Consider the following 26920-nt stretch of genomic DNA (forward strand, 5'->3'; position numbering starts at 1 on the left):
TCAACATATTATAAAATCTTCCTATAGTGTAGCAATATCTTCCTAACTTTTAATCCTTGAATTTCTCTAAATAAAACGATTTTTTCAATTTAATCCTCTTTTTCAAAGTATTTGTCTATAAACTAACTAAATTTACTTCTTAAGTATATTATAAACTTTTTTATTAAGACAACTGGGTTATTTTAAAATCGGGATAATTTGGGAGAAGGTCAAATATACTGAAAGAGTCCGAAAATAGTTCTAAAACCAGATCTTTCAGGGTAGTAAACACTGATCTAAACTCACAAATAATGCCCTGACTTTTTTATATTACGAAGCGTAAAACTCCCTGGTCTTTTTAGCTTGAGAGTGGTTCACAAAGACTAAAATTCAAAAAAAAGATTTTTTTGAGAAAAGGTTTTTTTGAGAAAAGGTTTTCAGCTCTCTAAATAGTTCTCGAAACCTTAATTGCTTTTTATCCCTGACGGAGTAAGTCCAAAGAAGAGCTTTTCGCCGGAGAGGTCCGCCCCCCTCATTTTTGTGACTGAAAGCATATGTAATAGTCTTCCGTTTTCAGTTTTTTCTTTTATTTTCAGTTCTATTTTTCCGAACACGAGATAATCTGCAAACCCCTGGTGCTGGGCGTGGGCGCGGTCGTCCATAAGAAAAAGAGATGTGCAACCATGTTTTGCCAGGATGCTGTAGATGGCGTCAAACTTACTGAGGGCTTCATTACCCACACAATTACGTGTTCTGGTAAGAGCTCCAAGGCTGTCCAAAACTACAATGTCTACATTTTCAGCCAGGTCTTTGACCGTCCCAACCCGGTCTTTTTCTGCTACTTCAAGCCCTTTTCCCAGGCGAGAAGAAAAGAGTGTCTCCTGAATCCTGCTCTGGAATACATCTTCTACCACGAGCAGCCCGGAATCAATAAAAGGTTCAAGGTCCATTCCCAGCGATTTAGACTGAAGGAGGACATCTTCCAGAAGGGCTCTTGTAAGGATCAAAAGCCCTCTCTTTCCTGCGGAGCAGTTGCTGTAAAGGCAATGTGTGCCCATTATTGTCTTTCCCGAACCTGTAGGTCCCGTAATAAGGATACCTTTTCCCCTTGGGTATCCTCCTCCAAGGAGTGAATCAAGGCATTCTATCCCGCTTGTTATTCGTTCCATTTATCTTGCTCCTGAAAAAAGTTAGGTTAAATTAACTTATATAAATTTAGTGTTATGTAATTATATTGCCCGGAGCCTATATAAAAAACAATCTATAAAAATTAAGGAATGTAAGCCAGAATGTAATGTGTTTTCTGCTTAAATACCGGATCAAGTTCTCAGGTTTCGGTTTTCAGGATCTAGTTTTCAGATGCCCTTTAAAAGAAACCTTTTTTCAGGAGGCAGGTAGTTTTCATGATACAAGGGCTTTGAGCGCGTTGACTGCATTTACAAGTATGTCTACTTCTTCTTCTGTGTTGTAAAGTGCAAAAGAAGCTCTCACAGTGCTGTCAACTTCAAGGAAGCGGGTAATCGGGATTGCGCAGTGGTGTCCACTGCGAACGCAAATTTTTCTTGTCTGGTCAAGGATCAGGGCAACATCGTGAGCATGAAGCCCTTTCACATTAAAAGGCACAATCCCTGCCCGGTTTTCAGGCCCGTAAACCTCCACATGCTCGAGTTCTGAAAGCCTCTTTGCAGCTTCACCGGAAAGTTTCGCTTCATGCATTTCAATCTCGGAAACTCCTATTTTTTCCACATACTTTACTGCTCTCCCAAGCCCGATAACCCCAGGAATGTTCGGAGTGCCGGCTTCAAAACATGCAGGGGAAGGCTCAAGTGTGTATGAAAGCCCTCTGACGTCCGAAACCGCACCTCCCCCTACTAAGGCACTTTCCAGAATCTCCGGTTGTCTGATGTAGAGTACGCCAGTTCCCTGAGGGCCAAGCAGCCCTTTGTGTCCTGCGGTTGCAAAAAAGTCACATTCAATGTCTTTCAGGTCCACTGGCATATGTCCTGCAGATTGGGCACCGTCAATAAGAGTTTTTACCCCGTTTCTGCGGGCAATTTTCGTAGTCCTTTTAATATTCTGGATAGAACCGAAAACGTTTGAAACCTGGGTTATAGCGATGAGTTTTGTCCTGTCTGTGAGAGCATTTTCTATCATCTGAGGATCAATTATGCCTTTACGGTCCGGGTTTACAACTGTTATATTTATCCCTTTCTTTTGCAGGCGCAGCCAGGGCAGGAGGTTTGAATGGTGCTCGAGCATGGTTGTAACGATGTGGTCTCCTGCCTCCCAGGGATAGCTGTTTGCAACAAGGTTTATTCCTTCGGTTGTATTTTTCGTAAATACGGTCTTTGACGGATCTGCATTCAGGAAACGGGCAACAGTTTCCCGTGCATCTTCATAGTGGTTTGTGGTTTCCCTGGCAAGGCGGTGCGCTCCTCTCCCGTGGTTGCCTGCATACCTGTAAAAGTAGTCAACCATGGCTTCAACTGCAGGGATCGGGGTCTGCGTAGTCGCTGTGCTGTCCAGGTACACAACTTCTTTTAAAACAGGAAAATCTTCACGGACCGCATATACATCGTACATGCTTCTTTTCTAGGAATGAGTACTAAAAAAAGCTTATGCAGGTTATTTACCCTGCACGCCGCCTATCATAAAGCGGTAAAGGTCTAATTCATCTGTGTCAAGGCTGTCTGTGCAGCCTTTTACTACGGTATGGTAGCCATTTTTACGGTTTTTGTATCTATATTCACTTTTTTTTCTGTCTTCGTAATTCAGTTCACTCATAAGTTTTCCTCCTGTCTCTTCAATGCTTGCACTCTGTCAGGGTTAAAATTTCACTCCTTCCGGATACAGGTTCCTTCGGTTAGGGCAGAATTTTTGCCCCTTTCGAAAGGGTAAACTGTACTGCAGGTTAGAGTTCAAATCTTTCCGGGTTAAATTCCTCAAATTGGAATTCCCGGCCCTTACGGACGAATTCCTGAAATACAGGTCATAAATCTAAGTCCTTCAGGTTGCAAACCCCACAACAGCGCAACAAGTGTTGTTCTTACCCACAACAAAATATTAATTGTAATTCGTAATATATATCTATTCCGGAATTTTTTTTGATTTCCTTCAATTTTTTTTTGGAACAGTCTGATTTCAGGGCGGCTGCTCCACTGATTATTTTTTTTATCTCTGGGCTTTCTAATTTTAAATTCAAAGGTTACTTTTTTGTTACCATGATTTCCATGAGCCCTGAGAGGTGGGCAGGTATAGCCCCTATTGCAGTGCATGTCTCAAGGGAAAGTCCTTTAGAGGTAATATCAAGATGGTATTTCCCTCTCTCAAAGAGTTCTTTTGGAAGCCCCTTATGCCCGAGGCCCACAAGAAATAGAAATGAACGGTTGCGTAGCGCTTCTTCAGCAACTTTTACAGGCATAACCTGCCTTTTTGGGTCCGGCTTTGAAGTGGTGATAACTATCTCTCCAAAGTGGGAAGGAAATCCTTTTTTTGGAAGGTCGGACACTGAAAGGTGGTTTTTTTCGTAAAGGATTCTGAGATAACTTCCCGATTCTCCTATAGTGGTTTTATCCATTACGAACGCGACCAGCTCTTCTGCGGTCATTTTGAATGGGAAGTCATAAAGGGCAAGGTGGAACCCAAAAGCATGGCAGATTGGGGCGGCTCTGGCAATTGCACGGTAATGCGCATCGAGAACTTTGATCTTGTCGTAGGTATTGACGATTCCAAGAGTGAGCATAAGCTGCTTCATTGTGCTTTTTTGTAAAATAATGTTTCGTTAACCTCTATAAGGTCTGTTTCTTCAGGAAACTCGAAAATATCTCATGGCGTGCTGTGCACACTTCTCAAAATGCTCGCACTTTCTGCAGTCATCCCAGAGAAGCAATTTTTCAGCGTCCTGTAGTTTTATAAAACCAAGTTTTTCAAAAAAGCCCGGAGCAGTAGTCCGTACATATAATTTACACACTGGGGCTCCAGGAGTCTCCGGACAATCAATAGTATTTATAAGGTACTCCATAAGCCTTGTTCCGATTCCTTTTCCCCGGAGGTTTGGATGCACGGCAATGGAGTGGAGCTCCAGAAAAGTCTTCTCGTTTGACGTGTCCCTGATAAGGGCAGCACATCCGACCACTTTTTCTTCTTTTTCAGCCAGCACAAAGTCCTCGGGCTCAAGCTCTTCCATATCCAGAAAATAAGTGGATAGGAGCCTCTGGATTGCAGGCAGGTCTTTTTTTTTGGCTTTTCGGATTCTAATTTCTGTCATATTTCTTCAGCAGTCAGTCTTTTTGTGGTTCATCTGGCTCATCTGGCTCATCTGGCTATTTCGATATTTTTTCTTTTTTGAGCTCATTCTTCTTCGGTTTCTTGTCTTTCCGTTTCTTCTTTTTCTTCCGTTTTTTTCTGCATGTGGGGTTCATCCATACTCCCTGAACGGAAGCCTTCAAGGTCGAGGGTTACATAGTCAAAGCCAAGAGCTTTAAGATGCCTGGATATTTTTTCTTTTTTGCGGAGTGCGTCCTCAAACTCCTCCCCAGTAACCTCTATTCTGGCAAGATTGGAGTGCATTCTGACCCTGAACTGCGTAAAACCCAGAGATAAAAGATAATCTTCGGCTTTTTCTATTTTCTCAAGAGCTTCAGTGGTGATAGGCTGGCCATAAGCAATACGTGTAGCAAGGCAAGCTGCAGACGGCCGGTTGGCAGCTGAAAGGGAGCGGTTTGAGGCAATCTCCCTTATCTCTTCTTTCGTAATGTTAAACTCCACAAATGGAGATAAAATCTTTTCACCGGCTTCCTCAATTGCTCTGTACCCGGGACGGTTTTCCCCTTTTATTTCAGAAGCATTTGTTCCTTCAAGCACTACATTATATCCGGTTTTCTCCGCGAACTCTACCAGGGTTTCAAGAAGGGCTTTTTTGCAGAAGTAGCACCTGTTAATAGTATTTGCGGAAAAATAGGGCACGCTGTTCAGGGAGAACGGGAGGATTTTATGCTGAATACCTATTTCACAGGCTGTCTGGGCAGCTGTTTCGAGCTGCTGCCTGGGAAAAAGTGGAGAATCTATAGTTACGGCAAGGGCTTTTTCCCCAAGTATCTCAAATGCCAGCGCTGCAAGAGTTGTACTGTCCACTCCCCCTGAAAATGCAATGACTGCACTTTCTCTGGCTTTTATAGCCTCTTTTATCATTTCGAGCTTTGCAATATCCATTAATAACGAGTTTTCAGCTAATAAGATATATGTATTTTCCAGCCCTATAGCCAGGTGCCTTACAGCAGCTATAGTAAGGGATATGGTGTATTTAATCGGGGTTTTTTCCTGAGCTATATATCTGAAATAGCATAATTTCTAAAGTTGCTTGCTTTACTTCAAAAATTCTTTAATCTCTTGTACCGAAACTTTGTTTTCCTATCAGGGTTCTGGTTACAATAAATAAATCTAATTAGAACATAATTTCCTTATAATGGTATAATTTTGACGTAAATAATGAGATGGAGATCTTAAATGGAATTATTCGGAACTAATGGTGTGCGTGGTATCGCCAATGAATTTGTAACGCCTGAACTGGCAGTCAATTTAGCCAAAAGCCTTGGCACATACATGGGCTCGAAAGGTACGGTTGCAATAGGCTGCGATACCCGGATTTCGGGTCAGATGCTGAAATCTGCAGCAATTGCCGGCGCTCTTGCAACAGGCCTGAGTGTGATTGATGTAGGGATTGTCCCTACCCCCTCTATTCAATACTATGTGCGCGACTATGCTGATGCCGGGATCGTTATTACGGCATCTCACAATCCCAGGGAATACAATGGAATCAAGCTGATTGCAGGAGATGGCTCAGAGTTCCCGAGGGACGGGGAGAGCGATATTGAAAAAATTTATTTTTCAGGCAAATTCTCAACGGTCTCCTGGGAAAAAACGGGAAATTTCAAGGCAGATCCGTCAGTTAACGATTATTATATAAAAAGTATAATCCGTGCAGTGGATGCTGAAGCCATACGCAGCCGGAAATTTAAGGTAGTTGTGGATATGGGCTGCGGAGCAGGTTCCCTTACCCTTCCTTTTCTGCTCAGGGACCTTGGCTGTGAGGTACTGACTCTTGGGGCTCAGCCTGACGGGACTTTTCCATGGAGAAACCCCGAACCCACGCCTGAAGTCCTGACTGAGCTTTCGGACCTTGTTAAAAAGACAGGTGCAGCCTTTGGGGCAGCGCACGATGGGGATGCGGACAGAATAGTCTTTATGGACGAAAACGGGGTATTCGTAAATGAAGAAATTCTGCTTGCCATGATGGCGAAATATATGCTTGAAAGTGAAAAAGGACCTATAGTCACCCCGGTCAGTTCTTCCCAGCGCATGGCTGATGTCGCAAAGGAAGAAGGGGTTGAACTTTACTGGACAGCCGTCGGTTCCATAAATGTCGCCCGAAAGATGATGGAAGTAGGTGCCGTTTTCGGAGGAGAGGGCAATGGAGGCCTTATTTTCCCCAAACATCAGTACTGCAGGGACGGAGCAATGGCATGTGCTAAAATCCTGGAGATTATGGTTGGAGGGAAAAAGTTTTCCGAGTTAACTAAAAGCGTGCCTGTATACTTCAATGCAAAGACCAAAACGCCTTCCAGGGATGTTACGGGCACTATGGGGAGAATCCGGGAGGAGGCTTCACGCCTGGGGCTCACAACAGATACCATTGATGGGATCAAGATCTGGTATGACGATGGTTGGGTCCTTATACGTCCTTCAGGTACGGAACCTATTTTCCGGGTCTTTGCCGAGGCAAAAAAGCAGGAGCGTGCAGAAGAATTAATGCAGGCAGGTCTGGAAATGGTCTTAAAGGCAGAAAAAGCCTGAACAGTAATATTTAGCCAACAGTATCTTTTTGGAATGCAGGTTCTCAACACATCCCGAAGTAAAGTTTCCGGGTAGTGATGAACGAGTCTACATGATAGATCATAATGCAGGTGAGGCTCAAGTTAAATTGAGCCTTGATCTGTCATTCTTAATTTGACTGCCTCTTATCGAAGACGGAGCCAAAAAAGATGAACTGGCTATGAGTTTCTAATAGAATTTCACCTTTCAATTAAAGTGATTAGTGATTAGTGATTAGTTTTTGTATATACTTTCATTCTGTAAATTGATCTTCTGGAAAACTTACTTCTACATATTTTACTTCTACATATTTTACTTCTACACATTTTACTTCTACACATTTTACTTCTACACATTTTACTTCTACATATTTCAATTTTATGATTTATATTCTATGATTTGTTATTTATTATGCATTACGTTAAAATACGTAACAATAAATTATAAATACATTGAAGTGTTTCTTACATATGGGACTAAAAACGAAATATCTATCCTGCCGATAAATGTGTTAGTATGAGAGCCTCCTAATCTGAAAAACATATACCTCCTAAATAGTAAAAGAGTATCAGAAGGTTCTAAATCACCTGCTAAGACGAAGCAAACAACAATACAAGATCGAGAAGCATATCTCCTAAAGAGAACTAAATACGGGATCAACAGACATTCTTTGAAATATACGAGCCATCAAAGCAAAAAAATCAGTGAACATACTTTATAAATAGGCATAGATCAAACCTGCAGAAATAAAGAGTTCTTGAAAAATAAATACCTACCAGAGAGTCAATTCCGTTAGTCGGAATTGATATCGAAGTAAAGTAACAGGATCAAAAACAAAGGTCTCCTTGTGCGGTTTAATTTAAAAACGGGTTGAAAAACCAGAAAGCAGGATTTGGGTTTAAAAGCCGGGATGGGGCAACACCTGTCGGCTTTCCTTAATCCTCTTCTCCTTCTTTTTTCAGGTTTTTTAGACTTTTTTGTATTTTTCCCAGTAGCCCGTTAGTTTCCCCTCAAGGGCAAGTTTTCCAAGCTCCCGCCTTACATGGTCGTTCACTTTCGAGGGGACTGCTGATGCGTACGGAGTGTCCGGTAGTGGGGTCAGGTAATGAGCCCGGACAGTCCCTCCTTTTCCGCAGATCCAGCGCACGAGGTCAAGGCTTTTTTCCTGGTCCTCTTCGGTTTCTGTGGGAAGCCCGAAAATGAAATCAACTGCGGGGACAATCTCATTTTCCAGGCAGCACTCAACAGCTGAAATGCTGTCCTCAACCGTATGCCCTCTCCTTATTTCTTTGAGGATGCTGTCACTTCCGGACTGAGCGCCAAGGCTAAGGGTGTCGTTTGCACAGTATTTTCTCACAAGTTCGGCAGATTCCTCGGTCACGAACTCAGGGCGGACCTCGGAAGGGAAAGTTCCGAAAAAGATTTTCTTATCGGGCAGTTTGTGCAGGGCGGAGAGCAGTTTTTCTACCTTGTCGAACCTCGGGTGAATTCCATCGCTTCCGTAAGCGAAAGCATTTGAAGCTATGAAACGGAGGTCATTATAATGCTGTGCATTCTTCAGGATACAATCAATGCTCCTGTGCCTGACCTCTCGTCCAAAAAGCCTGGGAGTCTGGCAATACTTACAACCCCAGGGGCAGCCACGGCTGATTTCAATGGGGGAGCGAAGTTTTTTCGGGTCAAAACAGGGATATTTATCCAGGTCCACATGTGGCCTTTCAGGAGTTCTGATCATCTTGCCGGTATCTGAATTTTTGTAAGCAATCCCCTTTACCTCTCCCGGATCTCTCCCTTCCTTCAGAACCCTTACAAGTTCCGGAAGCGTTTCTTCCCCTTCGCCAATCACCACGTAATCAAAATAGTCAAGTGTCTCTTCAGGGGAGCCGGAAGGGTGAGGCCCTCCTGCTATGAAGATCGAGTCCGTTCCTGCATTTTCAACTTCCCTGAAGATTTTCGCTGCCTGCCGTGTAGTAAAACTGTAAATCATGATCCCGTTAAGGGGGCTGTCCGTAAACCCGGTTTCAGGAAGTAAAGGTGAAAGAACCGCCAAGCTGTAAGAGTTCTTTTTGCTATACCGGAAATGCACATCCATTATTTTTTTCTCCTTTTTTCAGTGCTTTTTTCAGGTTTCGGTTCTCTTCAGGTTTTTCGGTTCCTTTCAGATTATGGGCTTAAAAGGAATAAGGGTAAAGCAGAGAAAGCCAAGGATGAAGGTAATTATTCCTATAATAATACGCTTTCTATCCAGCTTCACTTTATCATGAAGAGGGGAAGGATGCCCGGCCGCTGCAAAAGCCCATAGGAAGAGAGCCCAGAATATCCAGATAAATCCGTCTCCCTTTAACCAGTAAACCACATAAAAACCTATCAGGAAAAGGATACGCGGCATCATTGAAGAAATCCTGTCCGCTTTTTTGCCGAGCATTGCCCTGAGCACGTGCCCGCCGTCAAGCTGCCCTGAAGGAAGGAGATTTAGAAGGGTTACAAACATCCCCACCCAGCCTGCAAAAGCCACAGGGTGCAGGTTGCTCCCTGTAACACCGACAAGCTTCTGGATCATTACAAAAAGAGGTGGGAAGCCAAGCTCGAACATCAGGGCATCGGGCAATGGTTTGGCTGTAGGCGCATTAAGATTTAGCCCTATTATGGTGACTACAATTGAGACAAAAAGCCCTACCAGAGGCCCTGCAATTCCCACGTCAAAGAGAACTTTCCGGTTAGGAATAGGTCCTTTGTAACGGATTACCGCTCCCATTGTACCTATGAAAGTCGGAAACGGGATGAAGTAAGGGAGAGAAGTTTTCATCCCATGGTACCTTGCCATTGCATAATGAGCCATCTCATGAGAGCCTAGCACAGCCATTATTGCAAAGGTGAAGGACAAACCCTGAAAAACCTGCAGAGGATCACTCCAGAGGTCAACCCCTAACATCCAGGCTCCGCAGATCATGGTTGTAAAAACTGTTGCTATGAAAAGTACGAGGTTTACCCAGATCTTTTCCTTTGTCTTTTTTACAGGAGTAACAATAAGAACGTGCTCCCCAAGCTCGTACTTCAGGGTACCTCCAAACCCTCGCTGTTCGAGGGGAGCCCAGAGTTCTCCCATTACATTTTCGGCATCCGTTTTAGGGGTGCCGAATAAATAAAGAATCTCTCCGGACTTCTGGATTTCATATACATCAAATACCCTGGTTATGAAAGGGTATATGCGTGAAATCATCTCCTCAGTCTCTGACTTACCATTGCCTTTTCTCTGGTCTTCTCGTCCCTGTTTCATTTTAGGTTTCACGTCTCTGAAGCTTGGGGTTTTTTTAGCTTTTACATTTAATGCAATTTTCACGTTTTAAGCTTAAACGGCACGGTATTCAGGTTTAAAATTAAATTCGAATCATTAAAGTTTATCTGCATCATTATTCTGTCTTACCGCCTTTAGGTTTAATTAATTCGATATATCCCTCGCTGCCGTTTACCAGGACAATGTCTCCATCGTTTAAATACTCGTATGGGTTTTTTTCCAGCATATCAACTAAAGGAATTTCAGATATAATTGCTCCTACAGCTACAATCGGTTCGGTTTCCAGATTAATAATCGCTATTGGGCCAGCCTCGTTTTTCTTCAGCTGGTACATTACATAGGAGCCAACAGTCGAACCCTTCCCATGGGGAAAAACAAGAACCTTCCCTTTGATTGATTTTCCTGCGAGAGAGTGTTTTTCTTCGACAACAATTCCTGTTTTAGGGTCTACACTGCCAAGGAAGGATATGGGGTCTCTGGAAAGCAAAACTTCCCCTTCTGCACATCCCCTGGAAATTGTCCTGCCTTTGAGTTTAATAGGAACCACCTACCTTTTTTCTTTTCCCTCCGGTTGCTTCCTCGATGCAGGCTTCCATATTCCCGTATACACTTTCAGCCCCGCACATCCCGGGCACGTAGGCAAAGGCTTTTCCCGAATTCACCATGACGCAGGAGTAGCGGTTGGTTGCCGGAGAGACTACCATACAGGTATCGCAGACAACCTTAGCTCCACTTTCTTCAATTGTCCGGATATGGTCCGGATAACGTTTTGCAAGTTCTCGCGAGGTAAAGATCCAGGTTTCCTTTGAAACTGTTTTTCCTTTCAGGAGCTCAGCCGCTTTCTTAAGTTCGGCTGCAGAGCAGTGAGGGCAGCCTATAGTAATCAGTTCCGGCTCTTTTCCAGCTCTTTCTCTGCTCTCATAAACTTCATCCAGCTGGCTTCTCTCGATAATTATTTTCTCTTCAGGTTCTTCAAAGCCCATCCTGCAGGCTTCAGGGCTCACTCCTTCCACGTGATAAAGTGCCACTGCTCCGGATGCCGCCATTGCAGCTCCAAGGGCTTTAAGTTCATCCTTTTCAGGAGTATCCTTCAGGTGAAAAATAGGTATCCTGCTCCCTATGATTTTGCCTGCTACATATCCAAGTGCTCCATAATCCGATTCTTTAAGTGAGCACTCCACACTGATCGAGACTTCAGGAACGCGGTTTTCATCAAGATGTAACCCATAGTTTGCAGTTTTTCCCAGAAGCGCTGCTGAAAGGGCGGATGGGCCTCCCTCCCTGTTTGTCCGGGCTCCTATTACGGAATTTGCATAGGAGATTGCTGAGGATTCGCTCCAGGCCAGGTGGTCGCCATAGCCCGCTGAAAAGCCTTCCAGGTTATAAGGAGTGCAGGTACATTCACAGCTAATCCCAAGCTTTTTGTAAGCCTGAATAATTGCCTTTTGCTTTTCTGCAAATTCAGGAGAGATTCTCAGCCTCTCCCAGTCTTCGAGGTCCATTCCAGCCGGGTTCAGGATTGAGGGAACCTTTACCTGCCCCTCAAGGTCTGAGATCCATTCAAGTCCGGCATCACCTATCGTTTTATAAGAGACCCCTGCAATCTGGGCGCTTTTGATGGGGATCAACCCATCAGCACCATAGATGTCCCCGAGAGCTACAAGAATCTCAATTGCTTTCCTGAGAGTCTCTCCTGCTTCTCCGTTAAGAATTTGTTCTTCTTCTTTTGTAAGGTACATGAAAATTCACTCTTCAGCTGTCAGGTGGTAAAGGCGTAATGCAAAATATTGAAGTCCGTATAATCAATTAAGGCAAGTACAGGACTAATACAAGTATAAAATATTAAGACGAGTATAATATATTAAGGCAAGGTGAGGTTTATTCCACCCCCCGGCTTGCAGTCTCTTAAGGTTTACCTGCCCTTTAAAAAGTCTATATTTTTAAAAGTTCTATATAAGTCATTCTTCAGGAATCACAGCCCTTTCGAAGTTCTCTTTTTCAATAAGAACCTTTGTAGCATCGATTCCTACTTTCGTAGTCGTCCCGTCAGGAGCTCCTCTGGGATCAAGGGAACTTCCGCGGACATTAGGAATAATCATAATATCAATATCCCCTTTTACCCTTGTAGCAATTGCAAACTCGACATCATCAGGGTCAAAGATATTTATATCCTCATCCACGACCACTACATGTTTCAGGCTTGTATGGGCTGCAAAGGCTGCCATAATAGCGTTTTTCCCGTCTCCTTCAGTCTGCTTTTCGATCTGCACAACCGCATGAAGGTAACAGCATCCTCCTTCTGTCAAGACCACGTTTTTGACGGTCGTAACTTCCCCTACAGCCCTGTATATCCTTGGCTCGTAAGGCACTCCCATCATCAGGAGGTGTTCGGGACCAGCCGGCAGAATGCCATGATAGATCGGGTCTTTTCTGTGGATCACGCGGGTGATGCGGATTACAGGTTCTTTCCTTACAACATCGTATGTTCCGGTAATGTCCACAAAAGGCCCTTCATCAACTTTTTCCACAGGGTCAACGTACCCTTCGAGTACGATCTCGGAGTGCGGTACTTTAATCCCGTTTGAACACTCAAAGAGTTCTACCGGAGCTCCCCGCAGGGCAGCTGCGTATTCAAATTCCTTTCCAACAGGGACCCTTGTAGAGGTTGCGTAAATAATCGTAGGGTCGCAGCCGATAACAATTGCAATGGGTAGAGGTTCGCCTTTTTCGATGGCTTTTTTGTGCAGGAGGTAGGTATGCCTCGGGGGGACAAGGCGGGCTGCGAGTTTGTCTTTTCCTGCGAGCATGAGACGGTGAATGGAGGCATTCATGCCCCCTCCATATTCGGAAACCACAATCCCTGCAGTTATGTAAGGAGCGCCGTCTTTTTCAAAATGGGTAAGGATAGGAAGTTTTGTGAGGTCTACCTCGTTTTCTATGACCTCAAGGGTAGGAGACTCTGAAACTATCTGGACTTCGCCTTCCGGAGAAACTTCCGCAAGCTTCCTTATAATTTCTTCTTTAGAGACCCCTAGCATGGAAGCAAGCTCGTCCCTGGACCCAAGAAGGTTCATAATAACCTTTGAGCCTGAAATGTCGTGGAAAAGAACCGGAGCTTTTGTTTTTTTTGCAATTCTTGAAGCCTCGAATCTAGGGGAAACGGGCTGCGGAACTTCTACCAGTTTTCCGTTTTCTTTTAACCGGTCTATAAAATCTCTATAACTCATGGGTATCTGGATACCAAAAAGCGGTCAGATGATAAAAAGATTATCCGGTCAAACGTATCGGGGATCTCTTCCTGACGAAAACATTTGCATAACTGGAAACTTAAATCTTTGATTCACAGCAGTTTTTCCCAGACATATTAATTTTTAGTTTGCTTATATTCTTTCGACAAAATAATTTTTAGATTGAAAATTCTCTAAATTTAAACTATATATGTTCAAAATAGTGTCTCTATTTTTTCTTAAAAACCTGTAGTCTCTATTTTTAATTTTGTATTGTCCAAATGTATTCTATATAAGGCTACCTAAATGGTTACAAATAATTAATTTTATATCTGGATAATTTATTTTATATACTGGACTATATATTTATTAGATGTTATTTTTTATATTCATATTTTTAATAATCTATTAATATATTTTCCTAATAAGGATGAAAACTATATTTTTATATCAAAATTAATCTATATTTTCCTAACTAGGTAAATAAATAGTCTAAAATGAATATAAAACATCCGGGGAAAAAGGAATAGGTCTCCTAAATATAGGAAGTGGAAATCAAATGGAAGTTACGAACAAAAAAGCTGGACCGATAATGGTAGCAATACTAACGGCATTAGTTATTCTATCATTAGCAAGTCCAGCAATGGCAGCCACATCAAAGGCATATACTTTAGATGCTGACTTCGATGAAGGAACACTTGTTGGAGTGGAACACGACACCGCAGCCGATCAATTACAATTATCTGAAAAAGCTGTTACTCTACCCTTTATCTGGGTTCCGAACTACGACGGTACAGTCTCTAAAGTCGATACAGAAACAGGGGATGAATTAGGTCGTTATCGAGTTGCTCCTCATTCCTCTTGCGATCCTTCCAGAACAACAGTTGACCTTCAAGGTAACTGTTGGGTCGGCAACAGAGGGGCAGGGACGGTTGTGAAAATCGGGCTCTTTGAAGCTGGACAGTATATAGATCGAAATGGAGATGGTAAGGTTCAAACCTCTGAAGACCTGAATGGAGACGGAGACATAACAGGTGCTGAAATCCTTGACTGGGGTAAAGACGAATGCGTCCTCTACGAAGTTGTCTTAATTAACGACAAGGAAGGCACATATGCACCTGGTGAATACACCGGTGAATATGACTATGACTACTGGGGTACTGCTCCAAGAGGATTAGCTGTTGACTCTAAAAATAATTTGTGGGCAGGGACCTCGAGTTCACAGAAATACTATTATATTAATGGAGAAACAGGCGCGATTGAAGAAACACTTGATGTATCTAGCTGGGGGCACAGTGCCTATGGAGCCGTGATAGATAAAAATGGTGTCCTTTGGTCGGCGAAACTTAGTGAACATATCCTTAGAATTAATACTGCAGATCTTACAGACATAACCCTTATCCCCCTCGGCTCTACATACGGAATGGGGCTTGATTATTCGAATTATCTATTTGTGGGATCAGGTGGACAGCTTACTAAAATAGACATCAATGACAAGGGGACTCCAATAGAATGGACAAAATCTGCAATGACAATGAGAGGCGTTGTTTGTACTGCTGATAACAACGTATGGGTAGCTGGTACAGATGAGAATTGGAATTATAACAGTGTATCTAGGTACGATAACGACGGAAATCTTATACAAACAATAAGTGGTTTCAATTCGCCTTCTGGCGTAGCAGTGGATGCCGCCGGCAAAGTCTGGGTGACAGATATATCCAGTGAAAACATCTATAGGATAAACCCTGATACAAATTCGGTTGACCTTACAAAAAATATACTTGGAAGCGGGGGACATTACACTTACAGCGACATGACGGGTATCGTGGCAAGAACTATTACTACAAAAGTAGGTACCTGGACTGTTGACTTTGACAGTGAAGAAGCAGACATGCCCTGGGGCACTTTTTCCTGGAACGCCAATGAGCCGACTGGGACATCTGTCAAAGTTGAGGTAAGAAGTTCAAATGATGGAAACACATGGTCTCCCTGGGAAACCGCGGCAAATGGTGTCTCATTGAGTTCAACACCCGATGGTAGATATCTGCAAATCAAGACAACAATGCAAATCAACAGTGGAGAAGTCTCGCCAATCCTCTATGATCTCAGTGTTGAAGCAGAGAAACCAGCAAATATGTCACCTGTAGCCAATGCAGGTGAAGATCAGACCGTTGAGCAGGCTAATCTGGCCGGTACATCGATAACTCTTGATGGATCAGGTTCCACCGATGACGGGCTAATCGAACCATTGACATATGCCTGGATCTGGGATGGTGGATCAGCTGAAGGTGTCAATCCTGAAGTGACTCTCCCGCTTGGAACAACAACAATAACCCTCGAAGTCTACGACGGGCAGTTTTCAGCTACTGATACTGTTGACATCACTGTGGAGGACACGACCCCACCGGAGATAACAACGGCAGATGAACCGATAGTACTCTGGCCCGCGAACCATAAGTATCAGACTGTTTTAATCTCTTATTTTGTTACTTCAGTGGCCGATATCTGTGATGCTGGTGTGGGCATTAATAGTATAGCAATCACATCAGTGAGCAGCGATGAGCCGGAGGAAGTCACAGGCAATGGAGATGGGAACACGCTGGAGGATATTGTTATCGTGGATTCCCAGACAGTTGATTTGAGAGCAGAAAGACAGGGAGATGGAAACGGCAGAGTATACACAATTAATTATGCGGTAACAGATGCATCCGGTAATACAGTAGCCGGCTTCTTCCAGGTCTGGGTTCCCCATGATCAGGGTGCAGGAGCTACAGCTGTTGATGATGGTGCAGTCGCAGGCTATACAGTGAATTACCCCTGAGTAAACAAAACATTATTTGTCAGTTGAAGTGAAACGTGAAATATATTAGCCTAAAAGACAGGAAAAGGTGTATCTTTCTGTCTTTTTACTTTTTTAAGGTAATTTTCTATTTTTATGGGGCTACACCGATGAATGCAGAAAATGTGAAAAAAGGAGTATATCTGGTCGGTCTGATTCTTATTGTTCTGGTGGGGCTATTAGCTGTTAATATTTTTAATATAGAAGAGAAAGCATCAGGTGTCATTTCCACTAAAAATGTCTCTATGTTTAATGAAAATTTTAGTGCAGGAGTTTTGAATGCACAAACATGGCAAATCACTCGTGAAGGAGATTTTAAGGAAAGCATAATAGATGTATACGATGCTGACCCCTCGGAAAATATTGATTCTCGATTGAGGTTGGGCATGAATACAATTGGCACAAGAGATGATACGGTAAAGTTCGAGGGAGTCAAAAGTGTAGAGAAAGTGAACTTTAGTGACGGAAAGGAAATTTCTTTCGATCTTAACTGGAACAACCAGAGCAATGGTTGTTACCTGACTGGATCGGTCTATCTCTGTCCTATCGCAACTAACGGGAATCCAGAAGATGAAACTGATTGGATCAAATTTGAATATGTTGGGGTCCCGCCCGGGCAAAATGCTCGTAGCGTTATCGCCAATAAAATTGATGGGAAACCAAGATTGTTGTATGCTGATGGCTGGCCTGAAGGGCGAACTGGCAGGAAGATTGCAGATCAGCACATAAAAATAATCCTGGATGATAAAAGCTTTAAAATTTTGGAAAATAGCAATGAATTATATGCTTCACCATTAAGCGATTTGAACTTCACATCTGCTTACATTTATTTGCAAATGAGTAGTCACAGTAATTACCCTTTGCGAGAAATCTATTTCGACAACGTTGTAGTTACCAAACGTACCCAGTGAGACGTCTCTTGAGGGGGTCTCAAAATCAGTTGTAAACATTCAACGGGCCAAGAATCAGTCTTATTATCGTGACGTTGATTTGAAACGTATCTGTAACTACTAACTCCTAAAACAAGCAATTTATAATCAGCACTTCCTGAAACCGAGTTTTGAAGGATGAGGGAAGTAAAATGGAACCTCTCAAAAATTACTCCTCATTTTTCTTCAAAAACTTTTCTCATATTTTAACATTCATCAAGCATGAAGGCCCTTGGCCTTATGATCTTTTTCTTCTCATACTGGTCGAGGCAATGAGCTATCCAGCCCGAGACTCTCCCGATTGCAAAGATCGAGGTTGCAAGCTGCGGAGGAATTTCCATATATTTGTAGATAACTCCGGAATAGAAATCAACATTTGGATAAATCGGCTTCCCTCTTTTTTCCACAAGCTCGCGGACAACAGTATTTTCGATTGCTTCGGCTGTCGCATACCAGTGCATATCCCCTTTAGATTCAGCCAGTTTCCTTGAGAGCTGCTTGAACACTGTGCCTCTGGGGTCATATGTCTTGTACACTCTGTGCCCGAAGCCCATTATTTTATCTCTCTTTTCTATTTTCTCAAGGACAAATTTCTCGGCATTTTCAGGGCTGGCAACTTCTTCAAGCATATTCATAACCTCTGCCCTTGCTCCTCCATGAAGGGGACCTTTAAGCGTGCAGAGCCCTGAAACAACTGCTGAATAGAGGTCGGACAGGGTTGAAGCTGTAACTCTGGATGAGAATGTGGAAGCATTCAGCTCATGCTCGGCACTGAGAATAAAGTCTTTTTCCATAACTTCAGCTTCCAGTGGATCTGGCTTGATTCCTTTTATCATGTACAGGAAATTGGCTCCGTGGGAAAGGGAGGGGTCAGGAGGTACAGGTTCCTTTCCATTTGATACTCTATAATAAGCAGCAACAATGGTTGGGATTATGGCAATTAGCCGTATAGCTTTTCTCAGATTTCCTTCCGCAGAGCTGTCATTCAGGTCCGGATCAAATTGAGATATGAAAGAAACGACTGTACGCAGAGCTTCCATAGCATCGATGTTGAAATTGCACATGCGGATAATGGCCATTACTTCCCCGTTGATTTCACGCACCGCATGCAGGCGGGCTGAGTACTCGGCAAGTTCCTGTTCTCCAGGGAGCTCTCCCTGGATTAGCAGATATGAAACTGCATCATAAGAAAGTTCGACCAGTTCGTTGATGTCGACTTCCCTGTATTTCAGAATGCCCTCCAGCCCGTCTATGAAACATATATTTTTACTCATTTTATACCTCTTATTTATGCCTCGAGGATTTTCAAAAAACTTTGAAATTGGGGAATCCTCTGAGATTCTACGTGAAAGACTTAACACGAAGGACCTTTTTGGGTCCAAAAATAGGGACAATGCAACTGTATTATCATCGAATAAGTATATTAAATTTGTTGAAATTGTAAATTTTAATCGTTTTAAATATATTTTCTGATGTTAAAATTCCTGCCTTCTTAATCTATTCACCTATTTTAATTACAGTATCTAATATTTTTGTAATTTGTTCTTCTTCAAAATACACATTTTAGGTAAAATAACCCGTGTGCAATAAGGATAATAAGAAAGGTTCCAAAAAAAGACGAATCCTTATTAAGGCGCGGAACCTTCTAAAAATAATTTTTATGCCATTATGGCATAAGTGACATATTACTTTTTCTTCACCGAATCCCGCAGGAACTTATGCAAAATTCCACCGTTCCTGTAGTACTCTATCTCTACAGCAGAGTCCAGCCTCAACGCGACCTTAAACTCTATTTCTTTTCCTTTATCGTCTTTTACCCTTACGAGAAGCTCTCCGTGTGGCTCCATTTTCTCAATACCGAGGATATCGTAGCTTTCCTTTCCTGTGAGACCAAGGGTATCTGCGTTATCCCCTTTATTAAACTGCAGAGGGAGAACTCCCATGCCCACAAGGTTGCTTCTGTGGATGCGCTCAAAGGACTCGGCAATAACCGCCTTTACTCCAAGGAGGAATGTCCCTTTTGCTGCCCAGTCGCGGGAACTACCTGTTCCGTACTCTTTTCCTGCGATAACAATCAGGGGGGCATTGTTTTCCTCATAGAGCAGAGATGCATCGTAGATCGGAATTCCCTTGGAGGACTCAGGTGGGAAGTCTTCTCCTTTCAGGTGGTAGGCAGTCCAGCCTCCTTCCCTGGTTACAAGCCTGTTCCTTAGCCGGATGTTCGCGAAAGTCCCGCGCATCATTACTTCATGGTTGCCCCGGCGCGAGCCGTAGGAATTGAAATCTTTCTGGTCCACACCCCAGGATATCAGGTATCTGCCTGCCGGGCTGTCTGCCGGGATATCCCCTGCAGGAGATATGTGGTCTGTAGTGATACTGTCCCCGAAAAGAGCAAGAACCCGGGCATTTTGTATATCTCCCGGCAGAGGCAAAGTAAGCGGAAAATCCACAAAATAGGGCGGTTCCTGAATGTAGGTGGATGTAGGGCTCCAGGCATAGAGGGTACCCTCAGGTACATCCAGCTCTTTCCAGAGTTTTGCGCCTTCCAGAACCCCTGAGTACTCTTTTTTGAACATTGAAGGCTTAACGCTGTTCTTTTCGACTTCCCTTATCTCTTCGTTTCCAGGCCAGATTTCTCTGAGATAAACAGGGAGCCCGTTCGGGTCGTAAGCAAGGGGGTCAGTTTCAAAGTTTATGTTCACTGTACCCGCGATTGCATATGCAACAACAAGCGGAGGGGAGGCAAGGTAGTTTGCTTTTACATGGGGGTTGATCCTGCCTTCGAAGTTCCTGTTTCCACTGAGTACGGCTGCAACTGTAAGGTCTTTTTCTTCAATTTCCTTTGAAACATGTTTGGGCAGAGGCCCGCTGTTCCCTATACAGGTCGTACAGCCGTACCCAACCTGGTGGAAACCCAGAGCTTCCAGATAGGGTAGAAGACCTGCGGCTCCAAGGTACTCAGTAGCCACTCTTGAGCCTGGAGACAGGCTTGTTTTCACAAAGGGTTTAACCCTCAGCCCCCTTTCAACAGCATTTTTTGCAAGCAGCCCGGCTCCTATGAGGACTGAAGGATTGGAGGTATTGGTACAGGAAGTGATAGCTGCGATCACTACGGAACCATGTGTGACCCTGAAGTCTCTCTCATTGGAGTCAACCTTTTTTGCCTCATCCTTGCCCGATTCTTCGGATTCTTCTACAGGTGCTCCTCCTTCTCCCAGCCAGCGCAGATAGGCAGAGTCTCTGGCAAGCTCAACACCTCCTTCCTTCTTTCCTATAAAGGTCTGCCTCATTGTTTCACGGAAATTTTCAGAGACCTCGTTAAGGAAGAGCTGGTCCTGAGGGCGTTTTGGTCCTGCAAGGCAGGGCTTTACAGTACCCATATCAAGATCTAGAGTGCTGCTGAAAAGAGGTTCAGGCTTGTGGATAGAGTAAAGAAGGTCCTGTGCTTCCAGGTACTTTTTCACAAGGTCAACCTGCTCGTCGCTCCTGCCTGTTCTCCTCAGGTAGTTTAAGGTCTCCATGTCAGGCGGGAAAATCCCGAGCGTTGCCCCGTATTCCGGAGCCATATTTGAAATCGTTGCTCTGTCCGGGAGGCTTAAGGAATTCAAGCCGGGCCCGTAGAATTCGACAAACTTGCCGACTACGCCATGATTTCTTAACATTTTGGTGATCGTAAGAACGAGATCTGTGGCAGTAACACCAGGTCCCAGTTTTCCATAGAGTTTGAAGCCCACAACCTCAGGAACAGGCATATAGTAAGGCTGACCGAGCATTACGGCTTCGGCTTCTATGCCGCCTACTCCCCAGCCGAGCACGCCTATCCCGTTGATCATTGTGGTATGGGAGTCAGTCCCAACAAGAGTGTCAGGGAATGCAAATAACTCGCCTTCTGTCTCTTTCAGATGCACGAGAGGGGTCAGGTACTCAAGGTTCACCTGGTGGATGATCCCTCTTCCAGGGGGTACGACCCTGAAATTGTCAAAGGCGTTCTGTGCCCAGCGGAGGACGGTATAACGCTCCCTGTTGCGTTCAAACTCTTTTTTCTCATTTTCCTCAAGGGCATATGAGGTTCCGTAGGAATCCACCTGAACCGAGTGGTCAATGACCATGTCAGCAGGAATTACAGGATTGATTTTTGAAGGGTCTCCTCCAAGACGCTCCATTGCCGAGCGGAGGGCTGCCAGGTCAACTACCGCAGGAACCCCTGTGAAGTCCTGCATGATTACCCTTGAAGGAATAAACGGAATGTCCCTCTCGTTTATATTTTCAGGGCTCCAGCTGGCAAGGGCTTCTATATCTTCTGCAGTTATTATAGTTGTTTGAGTGTCCGCATGCCGGAGCAGGGATTCCAGCAGGATCCTTATAGAGTAGGGGAGCAGGGAAATCCCTTCAAAGCCCTTTTCTTCCAGTTTGCTCAGTCTGTAAATCGTAGCTTTTCCGGCAGTTGTTTCGATGCTATCTCTTACCCCAAAGGGGTCCAGGCCTTCTCTCATTGTATTTTTTACCTCCAGCAAAAATATAAAGTAAAGATAAGTATGGATTAAAGATAATCGTGGCTAATGTTCTCCCATTAACTCTTTATCTTATGAAACTTCCTCTCTTTTGTCCCTGAGACTATTTTATTCCTTCGGGCTTGTTATCTTCCTTTTTTTGGAGACCAGAAGTTTATCGCTCCTTCCCCCACCTGATTCCCGGTTCTCGGTATTCTATTTCAATTATATATTCAGGGGCTCTTTTCCAGCTCTTCCTCGTTTTCAAGCACTTGCAGGATAAAAGGTAAGTTTTAAAGACAGGTTTTTTTGATTTTTCCTGGGAATTATGCCCAATTTAATTATATGCCATTCAATATTATATGTTATCTATTATAATAACCATCGACCGTTTCAGCTTTCAAAAACCTGTCCGTCAGGGTTTTGGGATATGAATATCCAGAATTATGTATCCCCACATACTGTTTTAGCAGGGGCAAGGGAGAGGTGGACAGGAAAAGGATTGAAATCCGGGTAGAGAGATATTAAATGCTTCTTCAAAATCTCTGAATTCGTCGGTTCTGCATTCTCAGGGGTCTATAAACAGATTCCAGGCTCCTCCAGCATCCTGAATATCTGATGAAGAGGGAAATGGATCGGAAATGGATCGGGAATGAATCTAAAAAAAGGGGGCATTTTATAGAGAAATAAACCAAAAAAAGGGGAAACGGGGCCGTTTATTCTTTTGCGTCCCTGATTGTAATTGTGTAATCAAAGTTTTCAGTGTTTTTGGGAAGGATTGAAAGCGTCCAATCTCCTGCAGCTCCCGGAACTGTATATGTTGCCACGAAGGTTATACGATGTTTATACGAGATGTTCACACGATGTTTCATTACTACCAGCGTTTCAGTATGACAGTTCCGGGTTTACAGTATTCCTGTACGATAACTTGAGATTTCGCCGCAATGTAAACAGAAAAAGATATTAAACCCCGGAATGAAATCTGTTTATGTAATTACGAACCATATATGTGGTAAAGATGATACTGAAACCATTTCAGGCTATGAACATTTTCGATAGAAGTCGAGTAATTCTTGCTTCATAACAGGCATGGATGTGATTTTCTTGCTCAAAAATAAACAGGACATATTCAGGAAATTTTCAAGTTCCGGCAGCAGGCTCAGGAAAAGCCGTGGGTCCGGGAAGGATTCTTTACGCGACTCTCTCATGTGGTCCTGTCCTGTAATTGATGCTGACTTTGTCGAGGTCAGAGAAGACCCTGCATCTGATGAAGATTATTCTGAAGAAGACTATTCTGCCGAACCGGACTCCGAACTGATCGAAAATCTCAGAGAATACCTTAGAACGAGATCTAAGGAGGAAATCACTGAAATCTTTGACGAAATTCGCAAAATCCTGGAAAGCAGAACTTCCGAAGGCAGATTTTCAAGAGACACCAGGGGGAGCTCTTATGCTTACGAAAAAGAGTGGCTGAAAGATATTCCGGGAAGAGCTTTCAGGACGGTTTCGAAAACTGCCTCCTGTGGGAGGGACCGGGTAATAAAAATCTCAAAAACCGTCTCTTCAAAAGCCTCAACAATAGCTTCCGAGAGTAAGGAGTCAGTAAAGGGCTCTTCGAAAAAACTCAATGATAAGTGGAGTAATTTAAGTCCCGGGGACCGCAAGATGATCTCTGAAGTGATAATTACAGTGATCGAGATCGGTCTGCTTAAGAATTCCAACAAAGGTAAAAAGGCGGCATTTGTTGTTCTGTCAAGTATTTACAAACATCAAACGCCAGGTAAGAAAGATCTGGAAGATTTCATAGAAGAGATGAGCAGGCGTTTTAAACGCAGACGTTAATTGTAAATCTCCGGTCCTGTTTTTATAATTAGACGTGAGAACCCAATAATCTCAATTTACACTAAAGTTGTTCTTTCATTTCCCCAATCAGTTAATACATCCTCACAGGTCTGCTGATTTCTTTTATAAACCTTGCAGGGCTTTCCTCAGCCTGCCAGTTTCCGGCATCAGGGATAATATAGGTATGGTCTGAGACCTGGTCCAGCCCTCCTGCATCATAGTTTCCTATTATGAGGGAAAATATGCGGGCTTTTCTTTCGGCTTTTATTTCATTCCATTCCCGGATAAGGGGTATTTCTGAGAGTTCGGAGGCACCGTCGGTAAGGAAAAGGAGGTCTGCTCCCTGATAGGTTTTTTCTTCTTTTATTGCTTTGAGCCCTGCACGAAGAGCCGTATTGAAGTCCGTTCCGCCCCCAAAAGTATATTTGAGAAACTCCAGAAACTCTTTGCCCATGTGTTTTTTAGCCGTAAGCTCGATCTCAACTGTCTGCCATTTCGATGAAAAAAGAATTACTTTGACATCCCTGTTTTCTCTTAACATCCTCCTCGTAATTGCCAGGACCATGGCTTTTGCAAGAATTTCAGGGGCTCCACGCATGGAACCAGAGGTATCAACCAGGGCAACAACAGGTCCTTTTCTTTTTTTACCTGCAGAGTTCGAGTTCCAGTTTTTCCCTCTGAGCTGGTATGTAAGGAGTTTTTCTTCGAGCATGTCAGCATAGAACTTGAGCTTCAGGACGGGGTTTTTGAGTTTTACGGCTTCTACCGGAAGCAGGGTCTGGATATCACCTGAAAAGGTAATTGAGTGCACTTCACTTCGGCTGTGCGGCGATAATTGAAGTTTCTTTGAGCCGTACTCAAGCTCAATTCTACCAACCTGTTCGAGAATCTCATGCAGGTCAGAACTTTTTCTGAGGATTGCCGCATACTTTTCAAGGTTTTCGAAGTATTCCCTGTGCAGGGCCTGTAAGGAGTAGTCCCACATTCTTCCCGGAAAGAGCATTGAGAGGAGATCAAGCATGTCTAAGTGGTCTTCGAGGACAGGGATAAGCTCCTCAAGCTTTACAGCTATCTTTTCCCCTATTAAAGAGTCAACTGCTTCTCCAGCCTTTTCGCTGAACATGAATTCGTGGGTCATTGAGGCAAGTCTTTCCGACGCCAACGTATTTTCGGGCGCATGATCCTGGTTCTGGTTCTGGTCCTTGTCCTGTCCCTGGTTATTCGCTGTCCGATTCTCAGCATTTTTAAGGAAAATTCCCTTATTATCATCTGCTCTTTGGTTATTATCTTCTGCTCTCTGGTTATTATCGTCTGGTCGTTTTCTGTCCTGCCACCCGTTCGTATTTCTCTGCCAGTCAGGGTATTTAGGGCTTTCAATCCTTTCCAGCCTGCTCCTTTCCCATACTGCTTGAGTTTCACTGATAAGCTCTTTCAGGGCTTTTAGAGTTTTTTCCAGCCCTCGATGGGATTTTTTGAACAGGTCTTTTTCTACTTTTTCGTAGTCTCCAAGAAGCGTAAAAAGTTCTTCCAGCAGACTTTTCAGGATAAAAATCCCTGCCATACGGTTGGTTCCTGCAAGGATTTTTATTTCTTCCCAGACTTGCTGGTTTCTCATACTAAGAAAAACCGGATAAAATGCCCCGAACTTCTCCATAAAGCGGTTTTCGTCCTTTATTTCGTAGTTTTTTCCTGAGAGTAGTTCATAAATAAGCACTTCTGCAATCTCTTCCCTGAGCCTGTAAGGTACTTTTCGGGGAGTTACCAGAAATTCCCGCAGTTCTATATTCAATATAGTAGAGGGGTTAAACGCCTGATCAAAAGATAACGCCTGGGCTGATCCGTATAGATCTTTGATACCTCTTTTCGAGCTTTTCTGGTCCTGCATATTTTTTGTTTCCTGTCTTTTTCAGGCTTTTTAAAACCTTCCTTTAGGCAACTTCTGCTTTTTCGAGTTCCACATCAAATATTTTTGGTTTTTCGAGCAGGGCCCGGATTTCGTTCAGATGGCTTGCAATCTCATAAATATCCGTATTTTTGGAGCGGTATTTTATCAGTATTTCCTTGCTGTCCTGTCCGGAAACCCATATATTTTCCCGAAGGGTTTCCTCAAGGGCTTTTTCTTCTTCCTGCACCTGCTTTCTGAAGTAGTTCAGCCTTTCTTCAAGGTTTTCGTACTCTTTTTCATAGAGCTTCCTGTCTCCGTAGTCCAGGCTTAGCTTGAACTCAAAATCGTACCTCTGGCGGAACTGCCCTGCCACGGCTTCGAAGCTCAGCGCTCCGTTAATGCTGCTGTACTCAAGTCCGAAACTGTAGGTATGGGTCGGAAACTCGGTATGGTGCTTTAAAAAATCAAGGGCATTATTAAATGTGAGATTTTTTGTGGCTTTCACCCCTGTAAACCTGGATGCTCTCACGCCACCTATCGTCTTTTTCTCCTCTTCAAAGCACTTATTGCAGGATACGGGGTCCGGGAGTTCCTGCTGCAGGCAACTGTATACGGAATTTCTAAGGTCAAGCACATTCTGTTTGAGCTTTCCGGTATCAGTGCCTCCGGAGACCACTCTATCCAGGATAAGTTTCCTGATCGTTTCCCTCTGTTCAGGGAGGTCCCAGAGCATGTGCTGGAGCAGGACAACAGTCATCCTGTTTACGCTTGTGTGCCCATTCACGGCTGAAGCGACCCTGAGCACATTTATAATCTTTTTCCAGCGCCTGTCCGAAACGAAGATATTGGAGTTCTTAAGCTCTCTTCTCAGCCCTCTTATAATTGCCCGGACCTCGGGGTCTACACGCATATCCCTTGCTTTCGTCTGGATTTCCTTTATATCTTCAACCGAGAGTTTCGTTGAAGGCAGGAAATCCTCTGTATTTTCGAAAATGAGGTCTTCAAGGTTTTCTTCATGCTGAATATAGTCCACACTATACCTGAAAAGGAACCTGTCGTAAAGGGCTTCAAGGTTTTCCTCTTCTTCTGGCAGTTCGTTGGAAGCCCCAAAAACGGAAAAGAGAGGAACATCCAGGACTTCCTTGCCGTTATGGTACTTCCTCTCGTTCAGAACTGTCAGAAGGCTGTTTAAGATAGAGCTGTTAGCCTTGAAAATTTCGTCAAGAAGGGCGATATGCGCAGTTGGCAGGTAGCCTTCTACTCTCCGGCTGAATTCGTCCTTTTCAAGCGCCTTTAGAGAAAGCGGTCCAAATACTTCTTCCGGAGTTGAAAAACGAGTAAGGAGGTAATGGAAAAAGTTTCCGCCTTCGATAGTTTCGCAGATTTTGTTTGCGAGCAGGGTTTTTGCAGTTCCCGGAGGGCCCAGCAAAAGAACGTGTTCTCCCGAGAGCAGCGCAAGAAGAGAACCGTTGATTTCAGCATCTCGCTCTTTAAAGTAGCCAGAGAATTCCTGTTTAATATTGAGGATAGTATTTTTTAAATCCAGAACTTTCATAAATTTCAA

19 protein-coding genes are annotated in these 26920 nt (G+C 43.7%); 4 read left to right on the forward strand and 15 right to left on the reverse strand.

Annotated elements, in window-relative coordinates; genetic code table 11:
- Positions 1-443: 443 nt before the first annotated feature.
- From PHF18_RS03270 to larE, 6 genes are all read right to left on the reverse strand, one after another.
- Complete coding sequence (locus PHF18_RS03270; protein WP_300098246.1) at positions 444-1148, reverse strand: RAD55 family ATPase; 705 nt, start codon at positions 1146-1148, stop codon at positions 444-446.
- Between the two features lie 232 nt (positions 1149-1380).
- Positions 1381-2562 (reverse strand): cysteine desulfurase, encoded by a 1182-nt coding sequence (locus PHF18_RS03275; protein ID WP_300098249.1) that lies wholly within the window; start codon positions 2560-2562, stop codon positions 1381-1383.
- A 42-nt stretch (positions 2563-2604) separates the two neighbouring features.
- The gene (locus PHF18_RS03280) at positions 2605-2763 is read right to left on the reverse strand and encodes a hypothetical protein (RefSeq protein ID WP_300098250.1); all 159 of its coding nucleotides are present in this window, start codon (positions 2761-2763) and stop codon (positions 2605-2607) included.
- Positions 2764-3184: 421 nt separating this feature from the next.
- Complete coding sequence (locus PHF18_RS03285; protein ID WP_300098253.1) at positions 3185-3733, reverse strand: DUF531 domain-containing protein; 549 nt, start codon at positions 3731-3733, stop codon at positions 3185-3187.
- 51 nt (positions 3734-3784) lie between these two features.
- A complete protein-coding gene (locus tag PHF18_RS03290; protein WP_300098255.1) occupies positions 3785-4246 on the reverse strand; it encodes a GNAT family N-acetyltransferase in 462 nt (153 codons plus the stop codon).
- 83 nt (positions 4247-4329) lie between these two features.
- Positions 4330-5190: an ATP-dependent sacrificial sulfur transferase LarE gene (larE, locus tag PHF18_RS03295; protein ID WP_300098258.1), complete on the reverse strand. Its 861-nt coding sequence runs from the start codon at positions 5188-5190 to the stop codon at positions 4330-4332.
- 294 nt (positions 5191-5484) lie between these two features.
- On the opposite strand from larE, the gene glmM reads away from it, so the two are divergent.
- Positions 5485-6831, forward strand: a complete 1347-nt coding sequence (gene glmM / locus PHF18_RS03300; RefSeq protein ID WP_300098261.1) for a phosphoglucosamine mutase — start codon at positions 5485-5487, stop codon at positions 6829-6831.
- Between the two features lie 985 nt (positions 6832-7816).
- Here glmM and PHF18_RS03305 read toward each other — a convergent pair.
- From PHF18_RS03305 to PHF18_RS03325, 5 genes are all read right to left on the reverse strand, one after another.
- Positions 7817-8941, reverse strand: coding sequence for a TIGR04013 family B12-binding domain/radical SAM domain-containing protein (locus PHF18_RS03305; RefSeq protein WP_300098263.1), 1125 nt, complete (start codon positions 8939-8941; stop codon positions 7817-7819).
- Positions 8942-9007: 66 nt separating this feature from the next.
- Positions 9008-10126: a site-2 protease family protein gene (locus PHF18_RS03310; protein ID WP_300098265.1), complete on the reverse strand. Its 1119-nt coding sequence runs from the start codon at positions 10124-10126 to the stop codon at positions 9008-9010.
- A gap of 133 nt (positions 10127-10259) precedes the next feature.
- Positions 10260-10691: a DUF126 domain-containing protein gene (locus tag PHF18_RS03315; protein ID WP_300098268.1), complete on the reverse strand. Its 432-nt coding sequence runs from the start codon at positions 10689-10691 to the stop codon at positions 10260-10262.
- Positions 10678-11883, reverse strand: coding sequence for an aconitase X (locus PHF18_RS03320; protein ID WP_300098270.1), 1206 nt, complete (start codon positions 11881-11883; stop codon positions 10678-10680). Before PHF18_RS03320 ends, PHF18_RS03315 begins: the two co-directional genes overlap by 14 nt.
- Positions 11884-12102: 219 nt before the next feature.
- Positions 12103-13371 (reverse strand): UbiD family decarboxylase, encoded by a 1269-nt coding sequence (locus PHF18_RS03325; protein WP_300098272.1) that lies wholly within the window; start codon positions 13369-13371, stop codon positions 12103-12105.
- A 643-nt stretch (positions 13372-14014) separates the two neighbouring features.
- On the opposite strand from PHF18_RS03325, the gene PHF18_RS03330 reads away from it, so the two are divergent.
- Entirely contained in the window at positions 14015-16192 is a 2178-nt protein-coding gene (locus PHF18_RS03330; RefSeq protein ID WP_300098275.1) for a hypothetical protein, read from the forward strand.
- A 128-nt stretch (positions 16193-16320) separates the two neighbouring features.
- On the forward strand, positions 16321-17121 hold the full coding sequence (locus tag PHF18_RS03335) for a hypothetical protein (RefSeq protein ID WP_300098277.1): 801 nt from the start codon (positions 16321-16323) through the stop codon (positions 17119-17121).
- Between the two features lie 224 nt (positions 17122-17345).
- Here the strand turns inward: PHF18_RS03335 and PHF18_RS03340 are convergent, their stop codons facing one another.
- Entirely contained in the window at positions 17346-18413 is a 1068-nt protein-coding gene (locus PHF18_RS03340; RefSeq protein WP_300098279.1) for a citrate/2-methylcitrate synthase, read from the reverse strand.
- Positions 18414-18824: 411 nt separating this feature from the next.
- The gene (gene acnA, locus PHF18_RS03345) at positions 18825-21632 is read right to left on the reverse strand and encodes an aconitate hydratase AcnA (RefSeq protein WP_300098281.1); all 2808 of its coding nucleotides are present in this window, start codon (positions 21630-21632) and stop codon (positions 18825-18827) included.
- A gap of 1092 nt (positions 21633-22724) precedes the next feature.
- Between acnA and PHF18_RS03350 the strand changes: the two genes are divergently transcribed.
- A complete protein-coding gene (locus PHF18_RS03350) occupies positions 22725-23471 on the forward strand; it encodes a hypothetical protein (protein ID WP_300098403.1) in 747 nt (248 codons plus the stop codon).
- Between the two features lie 91 nt (positions 23472-23562).
- Here PHF18_RS03350 and PHF18_RS03355 read toward each other — a convergent pair whose 3' ends face one another.
- Both PHF18_RS03355 and PHF18_RS03360 read right to left on the reverse strand, forming a co-directional pair.
- Positions 23563-25356, reverse strand: a complete 1794-nt coding sequence (locus tag PHF18_RS03355; protein ID WP_300098284.1) for a VWA domain-containing protein — start codon at positions 25354-25356, stop codon at positions 23563-23565.
- A 43-nt stretch (positions 25357-25399) separates the two neighbouring features.
- The gene (locus PHF18_RS03360) at positions 25400-26911 is read right to left on the reverse strand and encodes an AAA family ATPase (RefSeq protein WP_300098286.1); all 1512 of its coding nucleotides are present in this window, start codon (positions 26909-26911) and stop codon (positions 25400-25402) included.
- Positions 26912-26920: the final 9 nt, after the last annotated feature.

The sequence above is a fragment of the Methanosarcina sp. genome (assembly GCF_028693135.1).
Taxonomy (GTDB): Archaea; Halobacteriota; Methanosarcinia; order Methanosarcinales; family Methanosarcinaceae; genus Methanosarcina.